Source organism: Brevibacterium samyangense (assembly GCF_039529845.1).
In the GTDB taxonomy this organism is placed as follows: domain Bacteria; phylum Actinomycetota; class Actinomycetes; order Actinomycetales; family Brevibacteriaceae; genus Brevibacterium; species Brevibacterium samyangense.
This window is the reverse complement of the sequence record NZ_BAAANO010000005.1, coordinates 200,534-226,710: the sequence shown is the minus strand read 5'-3', so window position 1 is coordinate 226,710 and position 26,177 is coordinate 200,534. Positions and strand designations below refer to the sequence as shown.

Here is a 26,177-nt window from a genome sequence, read left to right as displayed (position 1 = left end):
CGCCGGCGTCGAGGACCTGCAGCTGGGTGTCCGTGAAGGGGTTGTCCGGTTCGTCGGCGACCGCGAAGTGCGTCATGACCCCGACGATCCGGATGCCGCCGCGCGCACCGGCGGTGCTCTCCCGTGCCGCCTGCCCCTCCTGTGCCGCCTGCATGGCCGCGAGGAACTCCTCGAGCTGGTCCGGGGTGAAGCCGTTGCGCCCGAGGCCGGTGTCGAGTTTCACGTGGACGCGCACCTCACGGCCCGCGTCCCGGGCCGCCGCCTCGAGAGCCGGCAGGGCCGCCGCGGTCCCGATACCGAGTTCGATCCCCCGCGCCACGCACTCCGCGAGGTCACTGTGCACGTCGTACAACCAGCACAGCACGCGTTCGGCGCGGACGTCCGGGTCCGTCCCGAGGTGGTCGGTGAGGGCGAGCGCCTCCGCCGGTGTCGCCACCCCGAAGTCCCGTACTCCCCCGGCGCGGCACGCGTCGACGACCGGCCGCAGTCCGTGTCCGTAGGCGTCGGCCTTGACGACGGACATGAGGGTCGCCGGGGCGATCCGTGCGGCGAGGACCCGCACGTTGTGGGTGATCGCGGCGGTGTCGATCCGGGCCTGCACGAGGGCAGGGGTCGGTGCGTGCATCATTCCCTTCCGGTGGGGCTCGTTCTTCTCCGGGCGTGCGGGTCGCCACTGCCCGGGTCGCTCCATTATCGCGCTCAGGAGAGCGCTTCGTGAGCGCGGGGCCCGCCCTCGGCGAGCCGGAGCACGGTCCGTTCGACGACGGGCGCGATTCCCGAGGCGTGGGTCACGGTGGCACCGGCCCGCGCGTGGACGAGGACGCCGAGTCCGGCGAGGAACGCGAGGTCGGTGATCTCCGCGACGGGGTGCGAGCCGGCGGTCGCGCAGAGCGCGCCGAGGATGCCGGTGAGCACGTCCCCGCTGCCGGCGGTCGCGAGGTTCGCGGCGCCGACGCCGGGGGCGACGACGGTGCCGTCGGGCCGGGCGATGATCGTCCGGCGTCCCTTGAGGAGGACGACTCCCTCGAGGGCCTGGGCGGCCCGCACCGCGTACCGGACCGGTTCGGCCTCGATCTGTTCGCGGCTGGGCGCACCCGTGATGACGCGGGCCAGGAGCGCGGCGAGTTCTCCCGCGTGCGGCGTCATGAGGCTGCTCGTGTCGAGCGGCCGCGACAGCAGATCGAGGCCCCCGGCGTCGATGACGATCGGGAGGCTGTGGGACACCGCATCGGTGATCGCCTGCCGCATGAGCGGGGGTTCGGGTGCGCCGGGTCCGATCGCCCAGGCCTGGACCCGCCCGGCTCCCATGACGACCTCGGGGTACCGCTCGAGGACCGGCCACGCGGTCTCCGGGTTCGACAGCAGTCGGAGCATGCCGACACCGGCGGACACGGCGCCGGCGGTGGAGAGCACCGCGGCACCGGGGTACCGCGACGATCCGGCGACGAGGCCGAGCACACCGCGGGAGTACTTGTGCACGCCCCGGTTCGCGGTCTCCGGCAGGGGCCAGCGGTCGAGGACGTCGGTGGCCTCGGGGATCTCGACGACGGGTGTCTCCCCGTGCATGTCGAATCCGAGATCGACGTACACGACCTCACCGGCGACGTCCGCGCCACCGGGCAGGAACATGCCCGCCTTGTCGGCACCGAAGGTCACGGTGTGGGAGGCACTCACGTGCACGGGTTCGAGCGCACCCGTCGTGGCATCGACCCCGGTGGGGACGTCGACCGCGACGACGGGAACGGCTTCACCGTCCACCGGGCCCGGCGCGGCGCCCGCACCCGGGTTCCCCACGAGGTCCTGCCATTCGCGCAGGAAGCCGGCCACCTCCCGGGGCAGACCCGGGCGGGCGCCGATGCCGAGGATGCCGTCGATGACGAGGTCGGCACCGAGAAGGTACGCAGGTGCGTCCTCCCGGTCGACGAGGCGTCCGCCGACCCGGCGGAACTCCTCGAGTCCGGCCTCGTGGGGCCGGGAGAGGACGGGGATGCAGACGCACAGGGCGCCTCGGGAGACGAGGTTCGCGGCGGCGAACAGGGCGTCGCCGCCGTTGTTCCCGGGCCCGGTGAGCACGACGACGCGAGCACCGGTGACGGTGCCGAGGCGCTCGGTGAGGACCCGACGGCACACGGTGGCGAGGCCGGCGGCCGCGGTGCGCATGAGGGACTCGCCCCGACCGGCGGCCAGCAACGGTGCCTCCGCCCGGCGGACGGCGGCGGCGGTGTATCCCTGTCTCATGGATCCAGGATCCCACATCCGCCGCCGCGCGAACCGGGTGCACGGAGCCCCGGCACGGGCGCCGTCACCGGCCGGTGACCTCCTTCGCGAGGCGCCCGTGCGCGAGGGTGGCGAGGAAGAGTGCCTGGTCGGAGAGCGCCTCGTCGGAGTGCTTGGCGCGCGGCGAGTGGTTCGAGTCCTGTTCGGCCGGGTCGAGGCCGGGCATCGTCACGCCGATGTGCCCGTAGGTGCCGGGCACCCGGGCGAGGATCCGGGAGAAGTCCTCGGACCCGGACTTCGGGTTGGGCGCGAGGTGGGTGCGCTCCTCACCGAAGAGGGTGCGGTGGGTGTCGAGGAAGTACTCGGTCTCCGCCTCGTCGTTGATGGTGGCGGGCAGACCGACGGTGAATTCGACGTCCGCCTCGAGTCCGTAGGTGCGTGCCATGTTCTTCATGAACTCGGGGAGCTCGTTCGCGACCCGTTCGGTGGTGCCGTTCGAGAAGGTGCGGACCGTGATGTCGAGGACCGCGAAGTCCGGGATGATGTTCACCGCGGTGCCGCCGTGGAACTTGCCGACGGTGGCGACGACGGGGTCGAAGAGGTCGAAGCGGCGGGTGATGTACTCCTGGAGGCCGGTCACCATCGCGGCGCCCGCGTGGATGGGGTCCTTCCCGGTGTGCGGACGCGAACCGTGGCCACCCTTGCCCTTGACGGTGACCCGCATCATCGAGGCCGCGGACATCCACGTGCCGGGGCGGGTGAAGAGGTGACCGAGTTCGTTGTCGCCGGAGACGTGGACGCCGTACGCGGCGACGACGGGGACGCCGGCGGCCTCGAGAACACCTTCCTCGATCATCGTGCCGGCACCGTTCTGGCCCTCCTCACCGGGCTGGAACATGAAGACGACGTCGCCGGGGAGTTCGTCCCTGACCCCGTGGAGGAGCTTGACCGCACCGACGAGGCCGGCCGTGTGGAGGTCGTGGCCGCACGCGTGCATGTTGTCGTTCTCGGAGGAGAACTCGAAACCGGTGGCCTCCTTGACCGGGAGCGCGTCCATGTCCCCACGCAGGAGGACGGCCTTCGCCCCCTCGGCGGGGCGCTTGCCTCCGCGGAGGACGACGGTGAGCGAGGTGAGGGCCTTGCCGGGGATGATCTCGAGGTCGAGGCCGGCGAGGGCGTCGAGGACCTTCTGCTGGGTGCGCGGGAGGTCGAGGCCGAGCTCGGGTTCGCGGTGGATCGCGCGGCGCAGCTCCTGGAGTTCGGGGAGGAGGGTACGGGCTTCTTCGGGTGTGGGGAGTGTCATGCCGTCAGGTTAATGGATGCGCCGATCTGCCGTGTTTCGTCGTGGGTTCCCGGAGGACCCGGCGGCAGGTGGTTGAAAACTGCATCATGTGAGGAAGGAAACGGAGGTACCCGCTGTCGCGGGCGCCTCGGCGGTTCTACAGTGGAGACCCCGGCACGGGCCCAGAAGGGCCCGACCGCAGTGGCACGGACACGTGTCACCGGATCCGATCCGCTCTCAGCGAGGAGGTGGGCACATGCCCGCGACATCCGAAGCACAGCTCTCCACCACCGACTACCCCGCCCCCGTCCGGACGGGCCTCTTCATCGGCGGCGAAGACGTCCACACCGACGCCGAACTCGTCGTCCACGACCCGGCCCGCCCGAGCCGCGTGGTCGGATACGCCGCCTCCGCGTCCGCCGCCGACGTCGAACGCGCGATCGCCGCGGCGAAGGACGCACAGCCGGCGTGGGCGGCACTCGGCCCGGCCGAACGCGCTCGGCTCATGGGTGAGGCGATCGCCGGGATCGACGACGACCGCGATGAGGACGCCCGCATCCTCTCGCAGGAGAACGGCAAGCCGACCGTCGAGGCCTGGGTCGACGCCCTCGTGTTCGAACAGCGCTGGCGGGAGGCGATGGCACTGGCCGATCAGGTCGATGCCACCACGGTCCTCCCGACGACGGACACGATCCCCACGGAACTCACGATCACGTATCGCCCGCTCGGCGTCGTCTCCGTCATCGTTCCCTACAACTGGCCGCTCGCGATCCTCGCGGCGTCGCTCCCCCAGGCCCTCGTCGCCGGGAACACCGTGGTCGTGAAACCTCCGGTGACGACCCCGCTCGCCACGACCCGCGTCGTCCAGCGGGTGGCCGCGAAGCTCCCGGCCGGCGTCATCAACGTCGTCACCGGGGAGAACGACCCCATGGCACCGCTCATCAGCAGCGACGACGTCGCCAAGCTCACCTTCACCGGGTCGGTCGGCGGCGGCAAGAAGATGCAGGAGATGGCCTCCCGCGGGCTCACCCGGACCACGCTCGAGCTCGGGGGCAACGACGCCGCCCTCGTCCTCGACGACGCGATCCTCGACGACACGCACCTCGACCGGCTCTTCCACTCGATCTACGACAGCACAGGCCAGATCTGCATGAATGCGAAGCGCCTCTACGTCCACCGCTCGCGCGTGGACGAGGTCGTCGCGGGGTTGTCCGCCCGCCTCTCGACGGTGGTCCTCGGCGCGGGCATCGATCCGGACACGACGATGGGCCCGCTGCACACCGCGCAGCAGAAGGAGTTCGTCGCGGATCTCATCGCCGAGGCGCGGGAGGCCGGCGCCACCGTGCTCGAGTTCGGAGAACTCCCCACCGGCGAACTCGCCGAGGGACACTTCCTGCGTCCGGCGATCGTGGTCGACCCCGACGAGTCGCTCCGCGTCGTCACCGAGGAGCAGTTCGGCCCGGTGATCCCGATCGTGCCGGTCGACTCCGACGCGGAGGCCGTCGCGAAGGCCAACGACAACTGGGCCGCGCTCGACGGCTCCGTGTGGTCGGCGGACCTCGACCGCGCCCGGAAGGTCGCCGCGCAGGTCTACGCCGGGCACGTGTGGATCAACGACCACGGAGCGGCCCGCCTCGACAACCGTGCGCCGTTCGGTGGTTTCAAGTACTCCGGGTTCGGGCGGGAGATGGGGATCCAGGGAGTCCGTGGCTTCCAGGACACCCACACGATCGCCGAGCTCGACGAGTCGATGATCGACTGAGCGCCTGAACGGCTGAACGAGCGCGCCTCCGGAGGGCACGGCCGGCGCCGTGCTCCCGAGGAACGCACTGCGGCCCCCGTCGAGGTCTCCACGGGGGCCGCGGTGCGTTCCGGGTCAGCTGCCGGGCCGTTCCCGATCAGCTGCCCGGCAGCTTCGGGGCCGGCTGGTCGACCGGGGGTGAGAGCGGTGCCCCCGATCCCTCGGCGATGACATAGGTCATCGTCACGTTCGCATCGTGGGTGATCGACAGGTGCAGGCGCTCACCACCGATGGCCCGGAAATGTGCGAGGACGGGCCCACTGAGCCGGAAGCTCGGGGCACCGGAGCGGGCGGAGACCACCTCGGCGTGCTGCCAGGACATCCACCCCGGGTACTGGATCGCCTTCGTGAGCGCCTCCTTCGCGGAGAACCGCGCGGCGAGCGACTCGTAGGTGCGGATCTTCCCGTTGCGCTTGAGCTTCTCGGCCGGGGTCAGGAGCCGGTCGAGGAGCTCGGGCACGCGTTCGATGTGTTCCCTGAACCGCGGGACGTCCGCGATGTCGAGCCCGATCCCGAGGATGGCCATGGCGCGCTCCCTCTTACTCGACCGTGACGGACTTCGCGAGGTTCCGCGGCTGGTCCACGTCGAGGCCCTTCACCGTCGCGAGTTCCATCGCGAAGATCTGCAGCGGCACGGTCGTGAGCAGCGGCGCCATGAGCGTCGGCGAGGCCGGCACATAAATGACGTCCGAGGCGTACGCCCGGACCTCCTCGTCGCCCTCCTCCGCGATCACCACGGTGCGCGCACCCCGGGCCCGCACCTCCTGGATGTTCGAGACCACCTTCGCGTGCAGGCTGTCCCGGCCACGCTTCGAGGGCACGACGATGAACACGAGCTTGCCCTCGTCGATGAGCGCGATCGGACCGTGCTTGAGCTCGCCGGCGGCGAAGCCCTCCGCATGGATGTACGCGAGTTCCTTGAGCTTGAGCGCGCCCTCCATCGCCACCGGGTAACCCACGTGACGACCGAGGAACAGAACGGACTCCGTGTCCTTCTGCGCAATGGCCAGATCGGTGACCTGCTGGGCGGTCTCGTCGAGGATCCGCTGGATCTTCGCCGGGATCTGCTGCAGCTCCCCGAGGATCATCCGGATCTCGTCCTGGAACTTGTTCCCCCGCAACTGCGCGAGGTACAGCCCCAGCAGGTAGCACGCGACGATCTGCGAGAGGAACGCCTTCGTCGAGGCCACCGCGATCTCCGGACCGGCGTGCGTGTACAGCGCGGCGTCCGATTCGCGCGGGATCGTCGACCCGAAGGTGTTGCAGATCGCGATGACCTTCGCCCCCTGCTGACGGGCGTGACGGACCGCCATGATCGTGTCCATCGTCTCCCCGGACTGCGAGATCGCCACGACGAGCGTCTTCTCCGTGACGATCGGGTCCCGGTACCGGAACTCGTGCGCGAGCTCCACCTCGACCGGGATGCGGCACCAGTGCTCGATCGCGTACTTCGCGACCTGCCCGGCGTACGCCGCGGTCCCGCACGCGATCACGATGATCTTGTCGATCGACTTCAGCAACGACTCGTCGATCCGCATCTCGTCGAGCACGAGACGCCCGGACGGATCCATCCGGCCCAGCAGCGTGTCCGCGACCGCCTGCGGCTGGTCGTGGATCTCCTTGTCCATGAACGACGGGAATCCGCCTTTCTCCGCCGAGGCCGCGTCCCACGTGACGTCGTAGGGCTCACCGGCCACCGGGGCACCCGCGGCATCGATGATGTCCACCGAGGTCGGGGTGATGGTGACGATCTGGTCCTGCCCGATCTCCACCGCCTTGCGGGAATGATCGATGAATGCCGCGACGTCCGAACCGAGGAAGTTCTCCCCCTCTCCCAGACCGATCACCAGCGGCGAGTTCCGGCGGGCGGCGACGACGACCCCCGGCAGATCCGCATGGACCGCCAGCAGCGTGAACGCGCCCTCGATCTGCCCGACGAGCAGCCGCATCGCCTCCGTGAGGTCCTCGGTCACCCGGTAGTTCTTCGCGAGCTGGTGCGCGGCGACCTCCGTGTCCGTCTCCGAGGTGAACTCGACCCCCTCGGCGAGCAGGTGTTCCTTGAGCTGCGCGAAGTTCTCGATGATGCCGTTGTGGATGAGCGCGAGCTTCCCACCGTCGGCCAGATGCGGGTGCGCGTTCCGGTCCGTCGGACCACCGTGCGTCGCCCACCGGGTGTGTCCGATCCCGGTCATCGCCTGCGGCATCGGATCCTGTTCGATGAGTTCGGTGAGGTTCGCGAGCTTGCCGGACTTCTTGCGCGAGACGAGCGTGCCGTCACCGGGCACGAGCGCAACGCCGGCGGAATCGTATCCGCGGTACTCGAGGCGGGCCAGGCCCCCCATCACGACATCGAGAGCGTCGTGGTCCGACGCGGACGGGCTGAACGAGGAGACGAAACCGACGATTCCACACATGCGCTCCAGTCTACCGAGGAAGCCGGGAGATCCCCGGGAACACACGGGCGCACACACCCCGCTCACAGCTATCGGCCGCGCGCCGCACGCGCATCGCGTGACCGATCCCACACCCCGCCGGTCGCGGGCCGGGGCCGCGTGCGAAAATGTCCGCCATGACCTCCGACCTCGCAGGCTCTCACCTCGATCCGGCCCGGCGCCTCGCCGGTCTTCCCACCACCGTCGCCGCGGCCCGCCGCGCGGACTCCGAGAGTGCCGTCACCCCCTACTGGGAGTTCACCCGGGACTCCTGGTCCGTACTCGCGGAGACCACTCCCCTGCCGCTCACCGCCGCGGACATCGAACGGATCCGCGGCCTCGGGGAGACGATCGACCTCGACGAGGTCGCGACCGTCTACCTGCCGCTGTCGCGCCTCCTCAACCTCTACAACCACGCGCAGGAGCAGAAGCACGAGCTCACCCGACAGTTCTTCGCCCCGCTCGGGACCCAGGACGAGGATCCCGTCCCCACCCGCACCCCGTTCGTCATCGGGGTCGCCGGCTCCGTCGCGGTCGGCAAGTCGACGACCGCCCGCGTGCTGCGCGAGATGCTGAGCCGCTGGCCGGACACCCCGCGCGTCGAACTCATCACGACCGACGGCTTCCTCTACCCGAACGCGGAGCTCACCCGTCGCGGCCTCGACGGCCGCAAGGGCTTCCCCGAGTCGTACGACCGCCGGGCCCTCCTGCGGTTCATGGCGGCGGTGAAGTCCGGGGCCCCCGAGGTGCGGGCCCCCGTGTACTCCCACCACACCTACGACATCGTCCCCGGCGCCGAGGTGACCGTGCGCTCCCCCGACATCCTCATCGTCGAGGGGCTCAACGTCCTCCAGCCGCCCCGCCCGCGCCCCGACGGTCGGTTCGGGGTGTCGGTGAGTGACTACTTCGACTTCTCGATCTACGTCGATGCGCACACCCGGAACATCCGCGAGTGGTACGTCGACCGGTTCATGAAGCTCAAGAAGGGTGCGTTCACGGACCCGGACTCGTACTTCCACCGGTACAGCAAGCTCGCGGACACCGAGGCGGTGACGCTCGCGCACGAGATCTGGGCGTCGATCAACCAACCGAACCTCCACGAGAACGTGCTGCCGTCCCGCGGCCGGGCGGACCTCGTCCTCCACAAGGACGCCGATCACCAGGTCCGCCGCATTCAACTGCGTAAGCTCTGAGAGCCGATCGTGTCCGCTCCCGGCTCGCCCGACCCGTCGGCAGCTGCCCCGCCCGACCGCTCGGCAGGCGCCTCGGCCGCCCAGGAACGCGTTCCGCTGTACGGCCCCGACGGCCGGCCCACCGGGGAGGTCGTGACCCGGGCGCGGATGCGCGCGGAGAACCTCCGCCATGCCGCGACCTCGGTGCTCGTCCGCGATTCCGCCGGTCGCATCGTCGTCCACCGGCGCACGGACACGAAGGACGTGTACCCGGGTCTGTACGACTTCACTGCCGGTGGCGTGCTCACCGCGGGCGAGGAGAACGACCCGCATGCGGCGGCAGTCCGGGAGGTGCGCGAGGAACTCGGCATCGAGAACCCGGTCCTCGAACCCGTCGGGGAAGGCGAATACGCGGACGCACACGCCCGGTACCACGCGTTCCTCTTCGTGTGCGTCCACGACGGTCCGCTCGTCCTCCAGGAGGACGAGGTCGCGTGGGCCGATCGGGTGGCCCCCGAGGATCTGCACCGGATGCTCGGCACCGGGGAAACCGAGGGCAGCTACACCTTCGTCCCGGACTCCCGCGCCCTCTGGGCATCGTCCCTCTCACAGCTCCTCCCACCCCGGTGAGCGACATGTCATCGGAGGGCAAAGGCCCGCGCGCACTTCCGTGATGTGGCACACGTAGCGTCGACGCCGGACGCTACGGAGGGAGCACTCATGGGCCACATCGACGCACAACAGGACCCGGACGCATTCGCACACCTGCCCACGGACCATCTCGATCCGGCACCGCGAGACGACGCACCGGGCCCGCACTGCGCACGACGGATCCTCGTCGTCGGTGCGGGTCCTGCGGCCCACCGCTTCGTCACCGCCCTGCGCGCCCGCGGCGACGGCAGCCACGTCCTCGTCATCGGCGAGGAACCGCACCGCCCCTACGACCGGGTGAACCTCGCGAAACGCTGGGACCCGGCGTACGACCTCACTCTCGTCGACACCGACATGTGGGACGCCCGCACCACCCTTGTCACCGGCGCCCGGGTCACCGGGATCGACCGGGACGCCCGCACCGTCGCAGTCGTCCCCACCCCCGCCGCCGCGTCCACCCCCGAGGTGCCGACGGCACGCGGTACCACCGCCCCCGCTCTCACCCTCCCCTACGAGGAACTCGTCCTCGCGACCGGTTCGGACGCGACCCTCCCGCCGGTGCCCGGCAACGACCTCTCCGGGGTCTTCGTCTACCGCACCCTCGCGGACGTCGACGGCATGCGCGCACTCGTCGAACGACTCAAGGCCGAACGCGGAGTGATGGCCCGGGCCTCCGCGGTCGTCATCGGCGGCGGTCTCCTCGGGCTCGAGGCCGCCGGAGGTCTCAAGGACTACGGTTTCGACACCCACCTCGTGCACTCGCGCGACTGGCTCATGTCCTCCCAGCTCGACGAGGGCGGCGGCCGGACCCTCAACCGGGCCATCGAGTCCCGCGGCATCACCCTCCACCTCGGGAACCGCCCCTCCGCGGTCCTCCCCCACGCCGAGGATCCCACCCGCGTCGGCGGTGTGCGGGTCGGCGACGCGGTCGTCGACGCGGACATCGTCGTCTGGGCCGTCGGGATCACCCCGCGCGACGAACTGCCCCGAGCCGCCGGCATGGTCGTCCACGAGAACGGCGGGGTCCCGATCGACGAGCGCTGCGGCACGTGCACCCCGCACGTGTGGGCGATCGGCGAGATCGCGAACATCGACGGGTGGACCGTCGGCCTCGTCGCCCCGGCGAACGCGATGGCCGAGGTCGTCGCGGCACAGCTCACCGGGGGTGACGACACCTTCACCGAGGTCGACGACGCGACGAAGCTCAAACTCTCCGGCACGGATGTCGCCTCCTTCGGAGACTCCCTCTCCCGGACTCCCGGTGTCCTCGACGTCGTCATCTCGGACCCCGTCCGCGGGATCTACCAGAAACTCGTGCTCTCGGACGACGCCCGCACGCTCCTCGGCGGCGTCTTCGTCGGTGATGCGGAACCCTATGCGAGCCTCCGCCCCCTGCTCGGCCGGGAACTGCCGGCCGAACCCGCGGCGTACCTCGCCGGTGGTGGGGAGGTCCCGGACGCGGACCTCCCGGACGACCTCACGGTGTGCTCGTGCAACAACGTCTCCGTCGGCGACGTCAAGAAGGCGGTGTGCGAGGGCAATCACGACCTCGCGGCGGTGAAGGCCTGCTCGCGGGCCGGCACGCAGTGCGGCTCCTGCGTCGGCCTCGTCGGGAAGATCCTCGACACGGAACTCGAGGCGCAGGGGCTCGAGGTCGCGAAGGGCATCTGTGAACACTTCGCCCTTTCCCGGCCCGAACTCTTCGAGGCGATCGAGGTCGCGCAGCTGCGGAGTTTCACCGCGGTGATCGAGGCGCTCGGCACCGGCACCGGGTGCGATATCTGCAAGCCGGCGGTCGCGAACATCCTCGCGGCGGTCTTCAACGAGCACGTCCTCGACGACGGCCGCGGCGCCCTCCAGGACACGAACGACCGCGCGCTCGCGAACATGCAGAAGGACGGCACGTACTCCGTCGTCCCCCGGATCCCCGGCGGGGAGATCACCCCGGAGAAGCTCGCGGTCATCGCGCAGGTCGCGCAGGAGTTCGGGCTCTACACGAAGATCACGGGCGCCCAGCGCATCGACATGTTCGGTGCCCGGCTCGAGCAACTCCCCCTCATCTGGGAGAAGCTCATCGCCGCAGGGATGGAGTCGGGGCAGGCGTACGGGAAGTCCCTGCGGGCCGTGAAGTCCTGCGTGGGCTCGACGTGGTGCCGGTACGGCGTCCAGGACTCCGTCGGCATGGCGGTACAGCTCGAACTGCGGTACCGCGGTATGCGCAGCCCCCACAAGCTCAAGGTCGGGGTGTCCGGCTGCGCCCGCGAATGTGCTGAGGCCCGCGGCAAGGACGTCGGGGTCATCGCCACGGACAAGGGCTGGAACGTGTACGTCGGCGGCAACGGCGGTTTCACTCCGCGGCACGCGGAACTCCTCGTCTCCGATGTCGACGACGACATGCTCGTGAGGATCATCGACCGGTTCTTCATGTACTACATCCGCTCGGCCGAACGCCTCCAGCGCACCGCCGGGTGGATCGAATCCCTGCCCGGCGGGATCGACCACGTCCGGGACGTCGTCGTCCACGACTCGCTCGGGATCGGTGAGCAGCTCGAGGCCGCGATGCAGACCCTCGTCGAGGGGTACGAGGACGAATGGGCGGCGACCCTCCGGGACCCGGTCAAGCTCGCCCGGTTCCGCCCCTTCGTGAACGCGCCCGAGGCGACCGACGACTCGGTCGTCCACGTCCCCGAACGCGACCAGGTCCGTCCGGCGTTCCCGGAGGAGCGGGCGCAGCTCATCGCCGGCAGCACGATCCCGGTGCGCGGCTGAGGTCGGCGACTCCCGTCTCCGCACGCCTTCCGTCACCACGGGTGTGCCGTCAACACAGGCCCGTAACACCGCGTCGATAGCCTGAGTGCCCATGCTCAACCGAGGAGTACCTTCGTGATCGAACCCGATCTCTCCGGACGCTCCGTTCTGCTCGTCGGAACGGGGCGCTCCCGCCTTCCCGTGCTCGTCCGGCTCCTCACCGCCGGGGCCGAGGTGACCGTGACCGGATGCGCCGACGACCTCGTCGCCGTCCACCAGGACCTCTCGCTCCTCGCCGCGCAGAACGGCCTCACCCCCTCGACCGAGTGGGCGCTCCTCGCCAACCGTCTTCTCGACCTCACGTATCTCGAGCCCTTCGCCGCCGTCACCGCGGTCCCGAAGGCGGCGCTCGTCGTGTGCGTGCCCCGGGACGACGAGGAGGAGACCTTCTGGGCGGATCAGTGCCGGCGCCTCGGCGTGCTCTTCCGGGCCGAACGGCCCCTGCCGGCCGGCGTCGCCCTCGTCGGCGGTGGGCCGGGCGCCCGGGACCTCCTCACCCTCGGGGCGGTGGCCGAACTGCGGGGCGCGGACGTCGTGTTCGCCGACCGCCTCGGGCCGGCCGCGGTGCTCGCGGAGCTCGCACCCGGTGCCCTCGTCGTCGACGTCGGCAAGGACCCCGGTCACCACCGGGTGCCGCAGGAGAGGATCGAGGAACTCCTCGTCGCGTTCGGACAGTCCGGTTACCGCGTCGCCCGTCTCAAGGGTGGCGACCCCTATGTCTTCGGTCGCGGCGGCGAGGAGCGCCGCACCCTCCTCGAGAACGTGGTTCCGGTGACGGTGCGCCCCGGCATCAGTTCCGCGATCTCCGTTCCGGCGGCCGCCGACATCCCCGTCACGTGTCGACAGGTCTCCACGTCCTTCACCGTGCTCTCCGGCCACCAGGTGCCCGAGGACTCCGTGCTCGAGGGACTCGTGAAGGTCGGTGGCACGCTCGTCGTCCTCATGGGCGTCGGCACGCTCCCGCCGCTCCTCGCCGGTCTGCGCCGCGCGGGCCTGCCCGCGGACATGCCGGCCGCCGTCGTCGAGAACGGGTACGCCTCGGATCAGCGGGTCTTCACGGGCACCGCCGCGAACCTCGTCGAACTCGCCGCCGTCCACAAGGTCCGCTCCCCCGCCGTCTTCGTCATCGGCGAGGTCGTCCGCCTCCGCGACGAACTCCTCGAGGTCGCGACCGCCGCGCGCATCCGCCTCGATCCCGAGCCCCCGCTCGCGCCCGAGGTGCACGGCGGGTCGGGAGTCCGCAGCACCTCGACGCGCGGTACCTCGGCGGACACCGGGGACGCCGAGGCGCCCGGCACCTCGGCGGATTCCTCACCGGAGGTCGTCGCGGCCACTGTGCCGGACTCCGTCGACCTCTCCGCCTTCGAGACACCCGAGATGCACACCGAGCTGTCCGGATTCACGATCGGGATCACCGCGTCGCGGCGGGCGACGGACCAGGCGAACGCCTTCCTCCGGCGCGGAGCCCAGGTCATCACTGCTCCCACGCTCGCGATCACCCCCACCGAGGGCGACACCGAACTGCTCACCGAGACCGCACTCGTCATCGAGAACCCGCCGGACCTCCTCCTCGTGACGACGGGTCACGGGCTCAACGGGTGGTTCGAAGCCGCGGAGGCCGCGGGAATGGGCGAGGACCTCCGCTCGGCACTCACCGGCACGACGATCCTCGTGCGCGGGGCGAAAGCGCGCGGGGCCGTGCGCGCCCAGGGGTTCTCGGACGCCGGGATCTCGGCGGACGACTCGACGACCTCGCTCGTCGACGTCGCACTCGCGCACGGGGTCGGCGGTAAACGTGTCGCGATCCAGCAGCACGGCGTCGTCGACCACGCGCAGATGGCCCGACTCGTCGCTGCCGGAGCCGACCTCGTCACCATCCGTCCCTACCGGTGGGTGAAACCCGAGGATCCGAAGGCCGTGAGCACGCTCATGGCCTCCGTCATCCGGCACCACGTCGACGTCCTCACGTTCACCTCGGCGCCGGCCGCCGAGGCGCTCCTCACCACCGCGAAGGAGGAGGGTCTGTACGAGCTCCTCCTCGAGGCGATGCGCACCGAGGTCACGTGCGTCGCCGTCGGACCGGTCACCGCGGCCCCGCTCGTCGCCGCGGGCATCGAACCGCTCATGCCGGAGCGCCATCGCCTCGGGTCGATGATCCGGGTCGTCGTCGACCACCTCAACGACCATGCGATCGATCAGGCGCAGACCCGGTGCGGGGCCGTCGCCCTCCGCGGGGTCGAGCTCCTCATCGGCGGTGAACGGCTCACGCTGCCGCCGCACCTCGCGGATCTCCTGCGGGTCCTCGTGCAGGCCGACGGCGATGTCGTCACGCGGGCGTCCCTCCGCCGGGCGCTTCCCGCCGGGCCGAGCGATCACGCCATAGACATGGCGATCTCCCGGTTGCGGAAGATCATCGCCCCGCACAACCTGGTGGTCACCGTCCCCAAGCGGGGTTTCAAGCTCGCGAGCGTGTGAGGGGGTCCCGCCCATCCCAGAAAGTACCCGGGTAGCGGAAACGTCCCGGCCGTCAGGGTACGAAATGGCGGTCCCCAAGAGGCACGCGGAAGGGACCGTCCCCGGGCTCGTTACTCCTGGGAGGCGAACTGGGTCGAGTAGAGCTCGGCGTAGCGACCGCCGAGGGCGAGGAGCTCGCCGTGGGAGCCGCGTTCGAGGATGCGGCCGTCCTCGATGACGAGGATCTCGTCGGCATTCCGCACGGTCGAGAGCCGGTGCGCGATGACGAGCGCGGTCCGGCCGTCCATCGCCTCGGCGAGTGCCGCCTGGATCGCGGCCTCGTTCGTCGAGTCGAGCGCGCTCGTCGCCTCGTCGAGGACGACGACCGGGGGCGAGGCGAGGAGCAGTCGGGCGATCGTGAGCCGCTGGCGTTCACCACCGGAGAGCCGGTACCCGCGTTCGCCGATGACGGTGTCGATGCCGTCCGGCAGCGCGTTCACGACGTCCTCGAGTCGGGCCCGGCGCACCGCGTCGAGCACCTCCTCCTCGCTCGCGTCCGGGCGGGCCATGAGGAGGTTCTCGCGGATCGACTCGTGGAAGAGGTGCCCGTCCTGGGTCACCATGCCCACGGTGCGGCGCAGCGACGCGAAGGACAGGTCGCGGACGTCGACGCCGCCGAGGAGCACCGATCCGGAGGACGTGTCGTAGAGGCGCGGCAGCAGTGAGGCGATCGTCGACTTACCGGCCCCGGAACTCCCGACGAGCGCCACCGTGTGCCCGGGTTCGATCCGGAAGTCGATGCCGTGGAGCACCTCGTCCCCGGCCCGCCGGTCGAGCACGGCGACGTCCTCGAGGCTCGCGAGGGACACGTCCTCGGCCGAGGGGTACGCGAAGCGCACACTGCGGTACTCGACCGCGACGGGACCGGCGGGGAGGGCCTTCGGGTGGGGCGCCTCGGCGATGAGGGGTTTCAGGTCGAGGACCTCGAAGACCCGCTCGAAGCTCACGACCGCGCTCATGATGTCCATCCGGGCGTTCGCGAGCATCGTGAGCGGGGTGTAGAGGCGGGTGAGGAGCATCGCGAGGGTGACGACGGCGCCGGCTTCGAGGTGCCCGAGCGCCGCCTGCGCACCACCGAGGCCGTACACGAGGGCGAGCGCGAGCGCGGAGACAAGGGTGAGTGCCTGGACGAAGGTCGTCTGGAGCATCGCGGTGCGCACGCCGATGTCCCGGACGCGGCCGGCTCGGGTGGCGAACTCGGTGGACTCGGTGGCCGGGTCGCCGAAGAGTTTCACGAGGATCGCACCACCGGCGGAGAACCGTTCGGTCATCCGGGTCGACATCGAGGCGTTGTAGTTCGCGGCCTCGCGCTGGAGGTTCGCGAGGCGGCCGCCCAGGAGCCGGGCGGGGACGAGGAAGATCGGGAGGAGGAGGATCGAGAGGACCGTGACCTGCCAACTGATCGTCACCATGACGCCGACGGTGAGGACGAGCGAGACGATGTTCGAGACGACTCCGGAGAGCGTGTTCGACACCGCCCGCTGAGCACCGACGACGTCCGTGTTGAGGCGGGAGACGAGCGCACCGGTGCGGGTGCGGCTGAAGAACGCGACGGGCATCTTCTGCACGTGGTCGTAGACCGCGGTCCGCAGGTCGTAGATGAGGCCTTCGCCGATCCGTGCCGACAGCAGCCGGTTCACGAGGGCGAGCACCGCGTCGAGGATCGCGATCCCCGCCATCGCCGAGGCGAGCCACACGATCGTGCGCACGGTACCGTCGCCGGTGATCGCGTTGACGACATCGCCGGCGAGGACCGGCGTAATGACGCCGAGGACGGAGACGACGACCGAGAGGGCGAGGAAGATCCCGAGGGTGACCCTCTGCCGCGACACGAACCGGAGGATACGCATCCACGTCTCGCGCGGGACCTTTCCGTGGTCGCGGCTTCCCGGTCCGCCCTGGGACCGGACGGTCTGCCGCATCATCATGTGCGGAGAGGGCATCGTCATGGCTGGCCTCCTGAAGGAATCCGGCACCGTGCGCGAGTTCCCGGACCAGGGTACCCGGATTTTGAACAGGTACCTGCAGTAGATTCCGTCACACAGGGCCTCACACGAGCGCCGGGCCCGGTCTCCCGGGCCCGGCCGCACGCTCTCTCAGCCCCGGCCGAGCGCCTCCCGATACCGGTCCGCGACCACCCCGGCGAGAAGATCCCCGAGTGGTTCGGCCACCGGTAGTCCGGGACCCCGGGCCTGGTGGGCGACCTGGTCGAGGAGCAACCCCGGAGCGACGAACAACGGCACGAGCGCCGGCTCCTCCGCGGCCCTGTCCTGGAGGAGTTCCCCGGCCCGCGGCTGCGTCGAGGTCGCGAATCCCACGACGACCGAGGCGTCACGCCGCCCCTGCAGTCGTGTCGCGAAGGCCCGGACCTCCTCGTTCGCCTCCGGGTTCGACGACCCGACGGCGAGGAGGACGACCGGTCGGTCGGGCTCGATCCCGTCGCGTTCCATCGCCGCGAGAACGACCGCGAGGACGTCCTCGCCGAGACCGAGGACCTCGGCGGTGACGAGGTGGGCGCCGGTGGCGTCCCGGGTTTCCTGCACGGCCTCGGGAGTGTCGATACGTGCGTGGTACGCCCGGGTGAAGAGGAGCGGCAGGACCACGGCGGCGGGTGCGCCGAGCCCGGCGACCGCCTCGGCGAGGGACGGCGGGGCGAAGTCCTCGAGGTAGGCCTCCACCGCGGGGACTCCGAGGCGGGAGCCGGCCGCCGCGAGGAGGCAGCTGATCGCCGGCGCCGTCTCCGGCTTCCGGGAGCCGTGGGCGAGGCCGACGAGGGGGATCTGCGGACCGCGGGGCGCCTCGGCGGGGCCGGACGAGGAGACGACAGGGGACGGGATGTGCGGGGATGCGGTGGGGACCATGCAGCCATTCTGCCGCGCGGATGTCACACTCCGCTCCCGCCGTGTGAGGGAACCATGACAGGTCCTTCACCGCCTGCGAACACCGCCGAACGACCGGATTCGTAACGTCGGTCACATCCCGCCGGGCACCTCCCGTTCCCGGCCCGAGCGAAAGGGATCGACCGTGACGACAGCCCTGCAGACGACACAGACCGCGACCCAGGACCCGAGCGCCCTCGGAACAACCGCACCTGCGACGGAAGCCGCGTACCTCGGCGAGCCGATCCGCGAACGACGGGGCCGGTGGCTCGACGGTTTCAACCCCGAGGACACCGAGCAGTGGGAGAACGGCGGTCGGACGATCGCGAAACGCAACCTCGGATGGTCGATCTCGGCGGAGTTCCTCGGCTTCGTCGTCTGGCAGCTGTGGTCGATCGTCGTCGTGTGGATGCCGCAGGCCGGCTTCGACATCACGAGCTCGCAGCAGTTCTGGCTCATCTCGGTACCCTCGCTCGTCGGCGCGACGATGCGCATCCCGTACACCTTCATGGTGCCGCTGTTCGGCGGCCGGAACTGGACGATCGTCTCCGCACTCCTGCTGCTCGTGCCGTCCGTCGGACTCGCACTGTGCATGAGCAACCCGGACACGCCCTACGGCGTCATGCTCCTCGTCGCGGCGACCGCCGGTTTCGGCGGTGGCAACTTCGCGTCCTCGATGACGAACATCACCTTCTTCTTCCCCGCCCGGGAGAAGGGCTGGGCGCTCGGTCTCAATGCGGCCGGCGGCAACCTCGGGGCAGCCGTCGCACAGTTCCTCGTGCCGATCATCGTCACCGTGGGAGCCCTCGTGACGACGGGTGCGGCCACGGCAGGCACCACCGACGGCTCCGGTCCGCTCGATCTCTCGCTCGCCGGATGGATCTGGGTCCCGCTCATCGTCATCACCGCGATCGGCGCTTTCCTCTCCATGAACAATCTCTCGCACGCGAAGTCGGATCTCTCGGGATACGCCTCGGCGCTGCGGCAGAAGCACCTGTGGATCCTCGCGGTCGTCTACATCGGGACCTTCGGCTCCTTCATCGGTTTCGCCGGGGTCTTCCCCAAGCTCATCGCGGACACCTTCCCGGCGTTCTCCGGCTTCCAGATCGGTGCCGCCACCATGTCCCTCGCGTTCATGGGCGCCCTCGTCGGATCCCTCGCCCGGCCCTACGGCGGAAAGCTCGCGGACCGTTTCGGCGGCACCCGCCCGACGATGCTCGCCTTCGTCGTCATGGCGATCGTCGCGGTCTCCGTCGTCGGACTCCTGCGCCTGCAGAACTTCTGGTTGTTCCTCGCGGCCTTCATGATCCTCTTCATCGCCTCCGGGATGGGCAACGGCTCCGCGTACCGGATGATCCCGACGGTCTTCCAGCTCACGGCGGACGGCTCCCGGGTCGATCCGGTGCGGCAGGCGGCCTCCGCGCTCGGCATCATCTCCGCGGTCGGCGCGTACGGCGGGTTCTTCATCCCGCAGGTCCTCCGCATCGTCTTCGAACGCACCGGTTCCTACGACGCCGCGTTCTACGGCTTCGCCGTCGCCTACCTCGGCCTCCTCGCCCTCACCTGGGCGGTGTACGGCCGGCGCGGCACCCGCCTCGGCGACGCCCGGATCTGATCGACGCCACCTCACCCGCACTCCCGATTCCCTCGCCCCCGTTCCACACCTCCAGGAAGGACACGCTCATGACCGCTGTCGACGACCTCACCGCCGCCCTCCCGCACACCGATGGCGCTCCGACCACCGGGACCGCCCGGTGGGTCCCGCTGTGCACACTCGCTGCCCTCGAGCCGGAGTGGGGTGCCGGCGCACTCGTCGACGGGCACCAGCTCGCGGTGTTCCGGCTGCGCGACGACCGTGTCTTCGTCACGGACAACATCGATCCGGACACGGGTTCGGCGGTCCTCGCCCGCGGCATCTGCGGGGACAAGGCCGGACGGCCGACGATCGCCAGCCCACTGCTCAAGGCCGTCTTCGACCTCGAGGACGGGCGCTGCTACACGAACACCGACCTGCAGCTGCGCACATACCCCGCCCGCACCGTGAACGGCACGGTCGAGGTCCTCTTCGATCGCTGAAGCCCCGGAACGACCGAGGCGCCGCTCGGGTGAGGAGGGATCCCCACCCGAGCGGCGCCTCGGCGACGAACGAACGCGTCAGAGCGCGAGCTCGGCCTCGACGACCGCGGCGAGAGACTCGGCATGGGACCGCGCGGACTCCTCGGTACCGGCCTCGACCATGACGCGGATGAGCGACTCGGTGCCCGAGGCGCGCAGCAGCACCCGGCCCCCGCCCGCGAGTTCCGCCTCGACACGGGCGACCTCGGCCGCGACGACGGGGTGCGCGACCTGCGTCTTGTCGACACCGGAGACGTTGATGAGCACCTGGGGCAGCTGTGGGATCTCCGCCGCGAGGTCCGCGAGGGTCCGCTTGGTCTGCGCCATCCGGGCCATGAGGTGGAGCGCCGTCTGCACGCCGTCTCCGGTGGTGCCGTGGTCGAGCATGAGAACGTGCCCGGACTGCTCACCACCGAGGTTGTAGCCCCCGCGGAGCATCTCCTCGAGCACGTAGCGGTCGCCCACACCCGTCTGCACGGTCCGGATGCCGGCCTTCTCCATCGCGAGGTGCAGGCCGAGGTTCGACATCGTCGTGACGACGAGCGTGTCCTGGGCGAGCAGTCCCCGCTCCTTGAGCCCGAGCGCGAGAATGCCCATGATCTGGTCGCCGTTGATGGGCCGACCGAGGGAGTCGACGGCGAGGCAACGATCGGCGTCCCCGTCGAACGCGACACCGAGGTCCGCATTGTGGGCCTTCACCTCGTCGACGAGGTTCTCGATGTGGGTGGATCCGACTCCGTCGTTGATGTTGTAGCCGTTCGGATCCGCCGCGGTGACGATCACCTGGGCGCCCGCCTGGCGGAGCGCGGCCGGGCCGACGACGCTCGCCGCGCCGTGGGCGCAGTCGACGACGACGGTGAGGCCCGCGAGCGGGGAGTCGTCCCGGTGCCGTTCGACCTCGGTGACGAGCGCCTCGGTGTACTCGTCGACGGCCGAGGGGAACCGGGTGATCCGACCGATCGCGGCACCCGTCGGGCGGTCCCACTCCTGCCCCATGAGCGCCTGGATGCGGTCCTCGAGCTCGTCGTCGAGCTTGCGACCGCCGGCGGCGAAGAACTTGATGCCGTTGTCCGGCATGGGGTTGTGCGAGGCGGAGAGGACGACGCCGAAGGACGCGCCGGTCTGCTTGACGACGTGGGCCACGCCGGGAGTCGGGAGTTCGTCGACGAGGAGCACGTCGACCCCGGCCGCGGAGACGCCGGCGGCGACGGCCGCGGCGAGCATCTCACCGGACACGCGGGTGTCGCGCCCGACGACGGCGAAGGGACGCTCGCGGCCCTCGGGAGCGGGACCGGCGAGTACCCGGGCGCCCGCCTCTGCGAGTTGGAGCGCGAGGCCTGCGGTGACTGTCCGGTTCGCGAGTCCGCGAACGCCGTCGGTGCCGAAGAGTCGAGTCATGTCCGTACCTTTACCGAATCGAACGGGTAAACCGTGGGAGCCCACGCGCCGGTCCCGGGGTTCCTCAGGGAACTCCCGGTGGTGGACCTCCGGCGGGCATGGATCGGGGATGCACCGATCCGTGAACGTACGACAGCCCCCGGACACGTGGTCCGAGGGCTGTCACACGGAAGCGGTGCGGTGTGCGGACGGGCGAACCCACCGGCACACCGCACCACGGAGGAAGCGGATCAGCGCTTCGAGAACTGCGGAGCCTTGCGGGCCTTCTTGAGACCGGCCTTCTTGCGCTCGGGCACGCGGGCGTCGCGGGTGAGGAAGCCTGCCTTCTTGAGCTCGCCGCGGTTGTTGTCGCGGTCGATCTCGTTGAGCGAGCGGGCGATGCCGAGGCGCACGGCGCCGGCCTGACCGGACGGTCCGCCACCCTTGATGCGCACGACGACGTCGAAGCGGCCTTCGAGGTCGAGGAGGCGGAAGGGCTCGTTCACGAGCTGCTGGTGCAGCTTGTTCGGGAAGTAGGTCTCGAGGTCGCGACCGTTGATGGTCCACTGACCCGAACCCGGGATGAGGCGCACGCGGGCGATGGCCTGCTTGCGACGGCCCACGGCAGCGCCGGGAGCGGTGATCGACTGGCCACGGCCACCGGCCACGGCCTCACCGAGGCCGGCGCCGGCCGGGGTCTCGGTGGAGTAGGAAGTGAGTTCGACGTCCTCGACGTCGGGGGTGATGTTCTCAGTCACGGTTCTCCTCAGAAGTCTTTCCGGCAGCGCTTACTGCGCGACCTGGCCCAGCTCGTAGGCAACGGGGTTCTGCGCGGTGTGCGGGTGCTCGGCACCTGCGTAGACCTTGAGCTTCTTGATCTGGGCGCGACCGAGACGGGTCTTCGGGAGCATGCCCGCGATCGCCTTCTCCACTGCGCGCTCCGGGTTCGTCGCGAGGAGCTCGGCGTAGTTCACGCTCTTGAGGCCGCCCGGGTAACCGGAGTGGCGGTAGGCGCGCTTCTGCTCGAGCTTGGCGCCGGTGAGGGCGACCTTGTCGGCGTTGATGATGATGACGTTGTCACCGGTGTCCACGTTCGGCGTGAAGGTCGGCTTGTGCTTGCCGCGGAGCAGACGCGCGGTCTGGGAGGCAAGGCGGCCGAGCACAACATCAGTGGCGTCGATGACGAACCACTGGCGCTGGACTTCGCCGGGCTTGGGGGTGTACGTACGCAAAGTAGCCTTCTTTTCGTCTATTGATCTTTAGCGCGCGTCCTGCGTGAACAGCGGTCGTGAGTCACCGTTCGACGAGGACAGGCTTGCTTGGTGCGCGGTACGTTCCCGACAGCTGACCTCTCCACACAGTGCCTGCAACGCGATTGAGGCTTCATGAGGGCCGTGTACTGACGTACGCAACAGCATTCAACTCTAACGGCTCGATACCCGGGACGCAAAAGTGCGGGTGGAGGATCACATCCCCCACCCGCACTCCTGCGCGTGCCGTGTTCCGGGCCCGTGATTCAGGCCTCGATCACCTGCGGCCTGCGGGCCTCGCGGCGTCCGTCCGCCTCAGCGGCGGCGACTCGACACGAGGACCACGGCGCTGCCGGCGGCCAGGAGCAGCACGCCGAGCGCCACGAGCGGCACCACGGTCGAACCGGTGCGCGGGAGGGCGCCCGAGGCGTCACCCGCCGCTCCCTCGTCCGTCGCGTCCGACTCGTCGGTCGGGACCGCGTCGCCACCGGCGACGGGTGTCTCGGTCTCCGTGGGCGCCTCGGTGGTGGGCACCTCCGAGGTCGGTTCCGCGGTGGGTTCGTCCGTGGCCGGCGGTTCCGTGGAGGGTGCTTCGTCGAGGGTCACCTCGAAGTCGGTGCTGTACGGCAGCGGCAGCGGGTTGTCGTCCCAGAACGCCGCGGCCGGGTCGGCGACGAACGAGGCCCCGAGCGTGTGGGTGCCCGCCGCGCCGTCGACGGTGAACGGCACGGACAGACCACCGGCCGGGAGCTCGTCGACGACGACGCCGTTCTCCGCCGCGCGGGTGCCGGCGAGTTCGTCGAAGCTCACGGTGACGCCCTCGGGTGCGGTGACGGTGAGGAGGAACGGACCGGCGATCGCCTCGGGGTTCGCGAACGAGACCGTGCCGGCGGCACCCTCGGTGACGACCTGCGGGGTCGGGAGGGCGCCGGTGGCGATGACGTCGAGCGCGGCGTCGGCCTGGCGCTCGGCGTGGTCGGGGCTCACCGGGCTGTGGTTCTCGAAGTAGGACTGCCACACCTCGAAGTCGGTGAGACCGGTGAGGTGGGTGGTGCCGTTCGCGAAGGCGGAGAAGTTGTCGCCGCCGGAGGCGAGGAAGGAGAGGGTGGCGACCGTGTAGGTGGCCTCCGGATCGATCTCCTCACCGTTCACCTTCACCGAGAGGACGCGGGCGCCCTCCTCGGCGGTGGAGTCGTACACGACGTCGAGCTGCTCGGAGATCCCGAGGTGGAGGAAGGGACGGGAGGAGTCCGCCGGCTGCCACTGCTGCTCGAAGAGGGTGATGACGTCGGCGCCGGAGAGTTCGACGACGACGTGGTCGTTCGCGAAGGGCAGGACCGCATTGAGTTCGGCCGCGGTGACCTCGCCCGGGGCCTCGGAACCGAAGGTGTCGTCGACGAGGAGGTCGTCGCGCAGACCACCGGGGTTCGTGATCGCGAAGTCGGACTCGAACTGCGAGAGGCTCGTGCCGTACTGGAGGGCGTCGGCGACGAGGTTGCCGAGGGTGGACTCCGCACCGCGGTCGTCGGCGTCACCGCCTGCGCGGGTGATGTCCTCGGTGATGGTGCCGATGACCTCGGAACCGACCTCCTCCGAGGTCGCGATCGCGTCGTCGACGATCCGGGTGGCCTCGTCGACGACCGCATTGTTCTCGAGCGGGGCGACGTCCTCCGGCGCGATGAGTTCCTGGTCGGCGACGGTCCAGTCGCCGTTCCCGAGGGAGGTCATGCGGACCGCGCTCAGGTACTCGCCGTAGTTGCCGGCTTGGACGATCGGGCGCTCCCGGTCGGTCCCGGGGATCGGTGCCGTCGTGTCGAAGGGCACGTGGGTGTGACCGAAGAAGAGGGCGTCGACGGCCGGCGAGGACTCCTCGACGAGGTCACCGAAGTCGGCGTTCGAGGCGACCGCGGCCTCGAGCGAGGAGGTGTCCGCCGTTCCGACGTGCGCCTGGACGACGATCATGTCCGGGCGCTGCGCCTCGGGCAGGGACTCGAGGCGCTCGGCCTCACGGTTGACCGCCTCGGTCGGGTCGCCGAAGTCGATGTCGGCGATCCCGGCCGGGGACACGAGGGTCTCCGTCTCCGCGGTGACGACACCGATGACGCCGATGGTGACATCGCCGGCGTCCACGATCGTCGAGGCCTCCACGCCGTCGGCGAGGGTCTCCGTGCCGGTCGCGTAGACGTTCGCGCCGAGGTACGGGAAGGCGGCCTCGTCCGCGACGCGCCCGGTGAGGTCGGCGAAGCCGCGGTCGAACTCGTGGTTGCCGACCGCGGACGCCTGGAGGCCGATCGCGTTGAGGTATTCGAGCGTGGGGGTGTCCTGCTGCGAGGACGATTCGTAGGTGGACGCGCCGATGTTGTCGCCGGCGGAGAGGAACGCGGTGGGTCCGTCGAAGTCGGCGCGGGCGGTCTCGACCGCGTTCGCGACGGCGACGCCCGCGTCCGCGAGGCGCCCGTGGAAGTCGGTGATACCGAGGAGCTGCACCTCGGTGCCCTCCGACGCGACGGCGAGCGCAGGAGCGACGAGCGTTCCGCAGCTCAGGCCGACCGCGGTGAGAGCACCGAGAGCGGGGGTGAGGATCTTCTTCATGAGAGGTCCGTTCGGTTCGAGGAGCATGTGCTCGATTCGAGAGCGTGTGCGAACCATCCTCAGCCCTCTCTGTGCCCCGCGTCCATGCCGCCGGTGAATTTCCGGTGAAGTCGGTACAACGATCCCGACAGGCACGCGCGGACGAGCTCGCCACCGCCCCGGCGTTCCCAGAGTCCTCCCGGGGCCCGCCCGATACCCTGGAGGGATGCCCCGCCCGATGCACGCCTTCCTCACCGCAGGTCTCCTCGTACTCCTCGCGTTCACGTCGGTGACGGGCACCGTACCGGCGTTCGCGACGACGGCTCCGACCTCCGGCGCACCGGCCGGCGGGGCCCCGGCACCGACGGCTCCCCCGTCGGCGGCAGCGCCCACCGCCGAGGCGCCCGCTCCCCCGGCCGACGAACCCGACCCCGTCCTCGTGTTCGGGGCCGCCGGCCTCTCCTGGTCCGACATCTCCCCCGAGGCGACCCCGCACCTGTGGTCCCTCGCCGAGACCGGCGCGATCGGCAATCTCACCGTCCGTTCGCTCACCTCCTCGACGTGCCCGGGCTCCGGGTGGCTCACGCTCGGCGCGGGACGGCGGGCCGCGGACACCCGCCCGGACGAGTTCGACGGTGCCGTCTGCCCGCAGTTGCAGGACGCCCCCACGGCGGACTCCCCGACGGACGCCGCGAGCGGCGAGGCGACCGGCCAGGACGGCACGGACGGCAGCGCGCACGGCTCCGGGACCGCGCTCGAGGGCTTCGAACAGCTCGCGAGCGGCAACGCCGCCGGTGGGTACTCGACGACGTTCGGTCTCCTCGGCGACGCGGCGCGGTCCGCCCACGTCTGCGTGCGTGCGATCGGTGACGGCGCCGGGTACGCGGCGGTCGGCAGCGACGGGATCGTCGACCGCTGGGAGTCCGACGGCGCCGCGGCGACGCAGGGCTCCCCGGAGGTGCCCGGCGACCTCGCCGCGGGGCCGGGGTCCTGCCCGGTGACGCTCGTCGACCTCGGGTCGATCGCCTCGCCGCGGTTCGCGGCGGACACCGCCGGCGAGGACACCTCGGGTGAGGACCCGGTCGCCGCGGCGGCCGACGGGACCGGG

At 70.5% G+C, this 26,177-nt stretch carries 18 protein-coding genes and 1 pseudogene; 8 read left to right on the top strand and 11 right to left on the bottom strand.

Annotated features, from left to right (window positions below; all coding sequences use genetic code 11):
* The 3 genes from ABD172_RS03275 to ABD172_RS03265 all read right to left on the bottom strand — a co-directional run.
* A partial coding sequence (locus ABD172_RS03275) for an alanine racemase (protein WP_344306899.1) occupies positions 1-628 on the bottom strand: 628 nt, incomplete at its 3' end.
* A gap of 71 nt (positions 629-699) precedes the next feature.
* On the bottom strand, positions 700-2,238 hold the full coding sequence (locus ABD172_RS03270) for a bifunctional ADP-dependent NAD(P)H-hydrate dehydratase/NAD(P)H-hydrate epimerase (RefSeq protein ID WP_344306897.1): 1,539 nt from the start codon (positions 2,236-2,238) through the stop codon (positions 700-702).
* A gap of 64 nt (positions 2,239-2,302) precedes the next feature.
* Complete coding sequence (locus ABD172_RS03265) at positions 2,303-3,520, bottom strand: M20 metallopeptidase family protein (RefSeq protein ID WP_344306895.1); 1,218 nt, start codon at positions 3,518-3,520, stop codon at positions 2,303-2,305.
* A 235-nt stretch (positions 3,521-3,755) separates the two neighbouring features.
* Between ABD172_RS03265 and ABD172_RS03260 the strand changes: the two genes are divergently transcribed.
* Entirely contained in the window at positions 3,756-5,261 is a 1,506-nt protein-coding gene (locus ABD172_RS03260; protein WP_344306893.1) for an aldehyde dehydrogenase family protein, read from the top strand.
* Positions 5,262-5,397: 136 nt separating this feature from the next.
* On the opposite strand, the gene ABD172_RS03255 is transcribed toward ABD172_RS03260, so the two are convergent.
* Both ABD172_RS03255 and glmS read right to left on the bottom strand, forming a co-directional pair.
* The gene (locus ABD172_RS03255) at positions 5,398-5,826 is read right to left on the bottom strand and encodes a holo-ACP synthase (RefSeq protein ID WP_344306891.1); all 429 of its coding nucleotides are present in this window, start codon (positions 5,824-5,826) and stop codon (positions 5,398-5,400) included.
* Positions 5,827-5,839: 13 nt separating this feature from the next.
* On the bottom strand, positions 5,840-7,714 hold the full coding sequence (glmS, locus tag ABD172_RS03250) for a glutamine--fructose-6-phosphate transaminase (isomerizing) (RefSeq protein ID WP_344306889.1): 1,875 nt from the start codon (positions 7,712-7,714) through the stop codon (positions 5,840-5,842).
* A 155-nt stretch (positions 7,715-7,869) separates the two neighbouring features.
* Between glmS and coaA the strand changes: the two genes are divergently transcribed.
* The 4 genes from coaA (at position 7,870) to ABD172_RS03230 (ending at position 14,838) form a co-directional block, all read left to right on the top strand.
* Complete coding sequence (coaA, locus tag ABD172_RS03245; RefSeq protein WP_344306888.1) at positions 7,870-8,925, top strand: type I pantothenate kinase; 1,056 nt, start codon at positions 7,870-7,872, stop codon at positions 8,923-8,925.
* 9 nt (positions 8,926-8,934) lie between these two features.
* Positions 8,935-9,534 carry an NUDIX domain-containing protein gene (locus ABD172_RS03240; protein WP_344306887.1) on the top strand — a complete coding sequence of 200 codons (600 nt, stop codon included), beginning with the start codon at positions 8,935-8,937 and terminating at the stop codon, positions 9,532-9,534.
* 90 nt (positions 9,535-9,624) lie between these two features.
* The gene (gene nirB / locus ABD172_RS03235) at positions 9,625-12,324 is read left to right on the top strand and encodes a nitrite reductase large subunit NirB (protein WP_344306885.1); all 2,700 of its coding nucleotides are present in this window, start codon (positions 9,625-9,627) and stop codon (positions 12,322-12,324) included.
* Between the two features lie 114 nt (positions 12,325-12,438).
* Entirely contained in the window at positions 12,439-14,838 is a 2,400-nt protein-coding gene (locus ABD172_RS03230; RefSeq protein ID WP_344306883.1) for a uroporphyrinogen-III synthase, read from the top strand.
* Positions 14,839-14,948: 110 nt separating this feature from the next.
* Here the strand turns inward: ABD172_RS03230 and ABD172_RS03225 are convergent, their stop codons facing one another.
* Together ABD172_RS03225 and ABD172_RS03220 are read right to left on the bottom strand one after the other, a co-directional pair.
* Positions 14,949-16,826 (bottom strand): ABC transporter ATP-binding protein, encoded by a 1,878-nt coding sequence (locus tag ABD172_RS03225; RefSeq protein WP_344306881.1) that lies wholly within the window; start codon positions 16,824-16,826, stop codon positions 14,949-14,951.
* 147 nt (positions 16,827-16,973) lie between these two features.
* Positions 16,974-17,738 (bottom strand): sirohydrochlorin chelatase, encoded by a 765-nt coding sequence (locus tag ABD172_RS03220; protein WP_344306880.1) that lies wholly within the window; start codon positions 17,736-17,738, stop codon positions 16,974-16,976.
* Between the two features lie 163 nt (positions 17,739-17,901).
* Here ABD172_RS03220 and ABD172_RS03215 point away from each other — a divergent pair, with 163 nt between their 5' ends.
* Together ABD172_RS03215 and nirD are read left to right on the top strand one after the other, a co-directional pair.
* The gene (locus tag ABD172_RS03215) at positions 17,902-19,371 is read left to right on the top strand and encodes an MFS transporter (RefSeq protein ID WP_425546647.1); all 1,470 of its coding nucleotides are present in this window, start codon (positions 17,902-17,904) and stop codon (positions 19,369-19,371) included.
* Positions 19,372-19,439: 68 nt separating this feature from the next.
* Entirely contained in the window at positions 19,440-19,832 is a 393-nt protein-coding gene (nirD, locus tag ABD172_RS03210) for a nitrite reductase small subunit NirD (protein WP_344306878.1), read from the top strand.
* A gap of 78 nt (positions 19,833-19,910) precedes the next feature.
* Here the strand turns inward: nirD and glmM are convergent, their stop codons facing one another.
* From glmM to ABD172_RS03190, 4 genes are all read right to left on the bottom strand, one after another.
* Positions 19,911-21,269: a phosphoglucosamine mutase gene (gene glmM / locus ABD172_RS03205; protein ID WP_344306876.1), complete on the bottom strand. Its 1,359-nt coding sequence runs from the start codon at positions 21,267-21,269 to the stop codon at positions 19,911-19,913.
* Between the two features lie 230 nt (positions 21,270-21,499).
* Complete coding sequence (rpsI, locus tag ABD172_RS03200) at positions 21,500-22,006, bottom strand: 30S ribosomal protein S9 (RefSeq protein ID WP_344306873.1); 507 nt, start codon at positions 22,004-22,006, stop codon at positions 21,500-21,502.
* A 30-nt stretch (positions 22,007-22,036) separates the two neighbouring features.
* A complete protein-coding gene (gene rplM, locus ABD172_RS03195) occupies positions 22,037-22,480 on the bottom strand; it encodes a 50S ribosomal protein L13 (protein ID WP_344306871.1) in 444 nt (147 codons plus the stop codon).
* A 333-nt stretch (positions 22,481-22,813) separates the two neighbouring features.
* The gene (locus tag ABD172_RS03190) at positions 22,814-25,117 is read right to left on the bottom strand and encodes a bifunctional metallophosphatase/5'-nucleotidase (RefSeq protein ID WP_344306869.1); all 2,304 of its coding nucleotides are present in this window, start codon (positions 25,115-25,117) and stop codon (positions 22,814-22,816) included.
* A 178-nt stretch (positions 25,118-25,295) separates the two neighbouring features.
* On the opposite strand from ABD172_RS03190, the pseudogene ABD172_RS03185 reads away from it, so the two are divergent.
* A pseudogene (locus tag ABD172_RS03185) lies at positions 25,296-26,177 on the top strand (hypothetical protein); the annotation flags it as partial.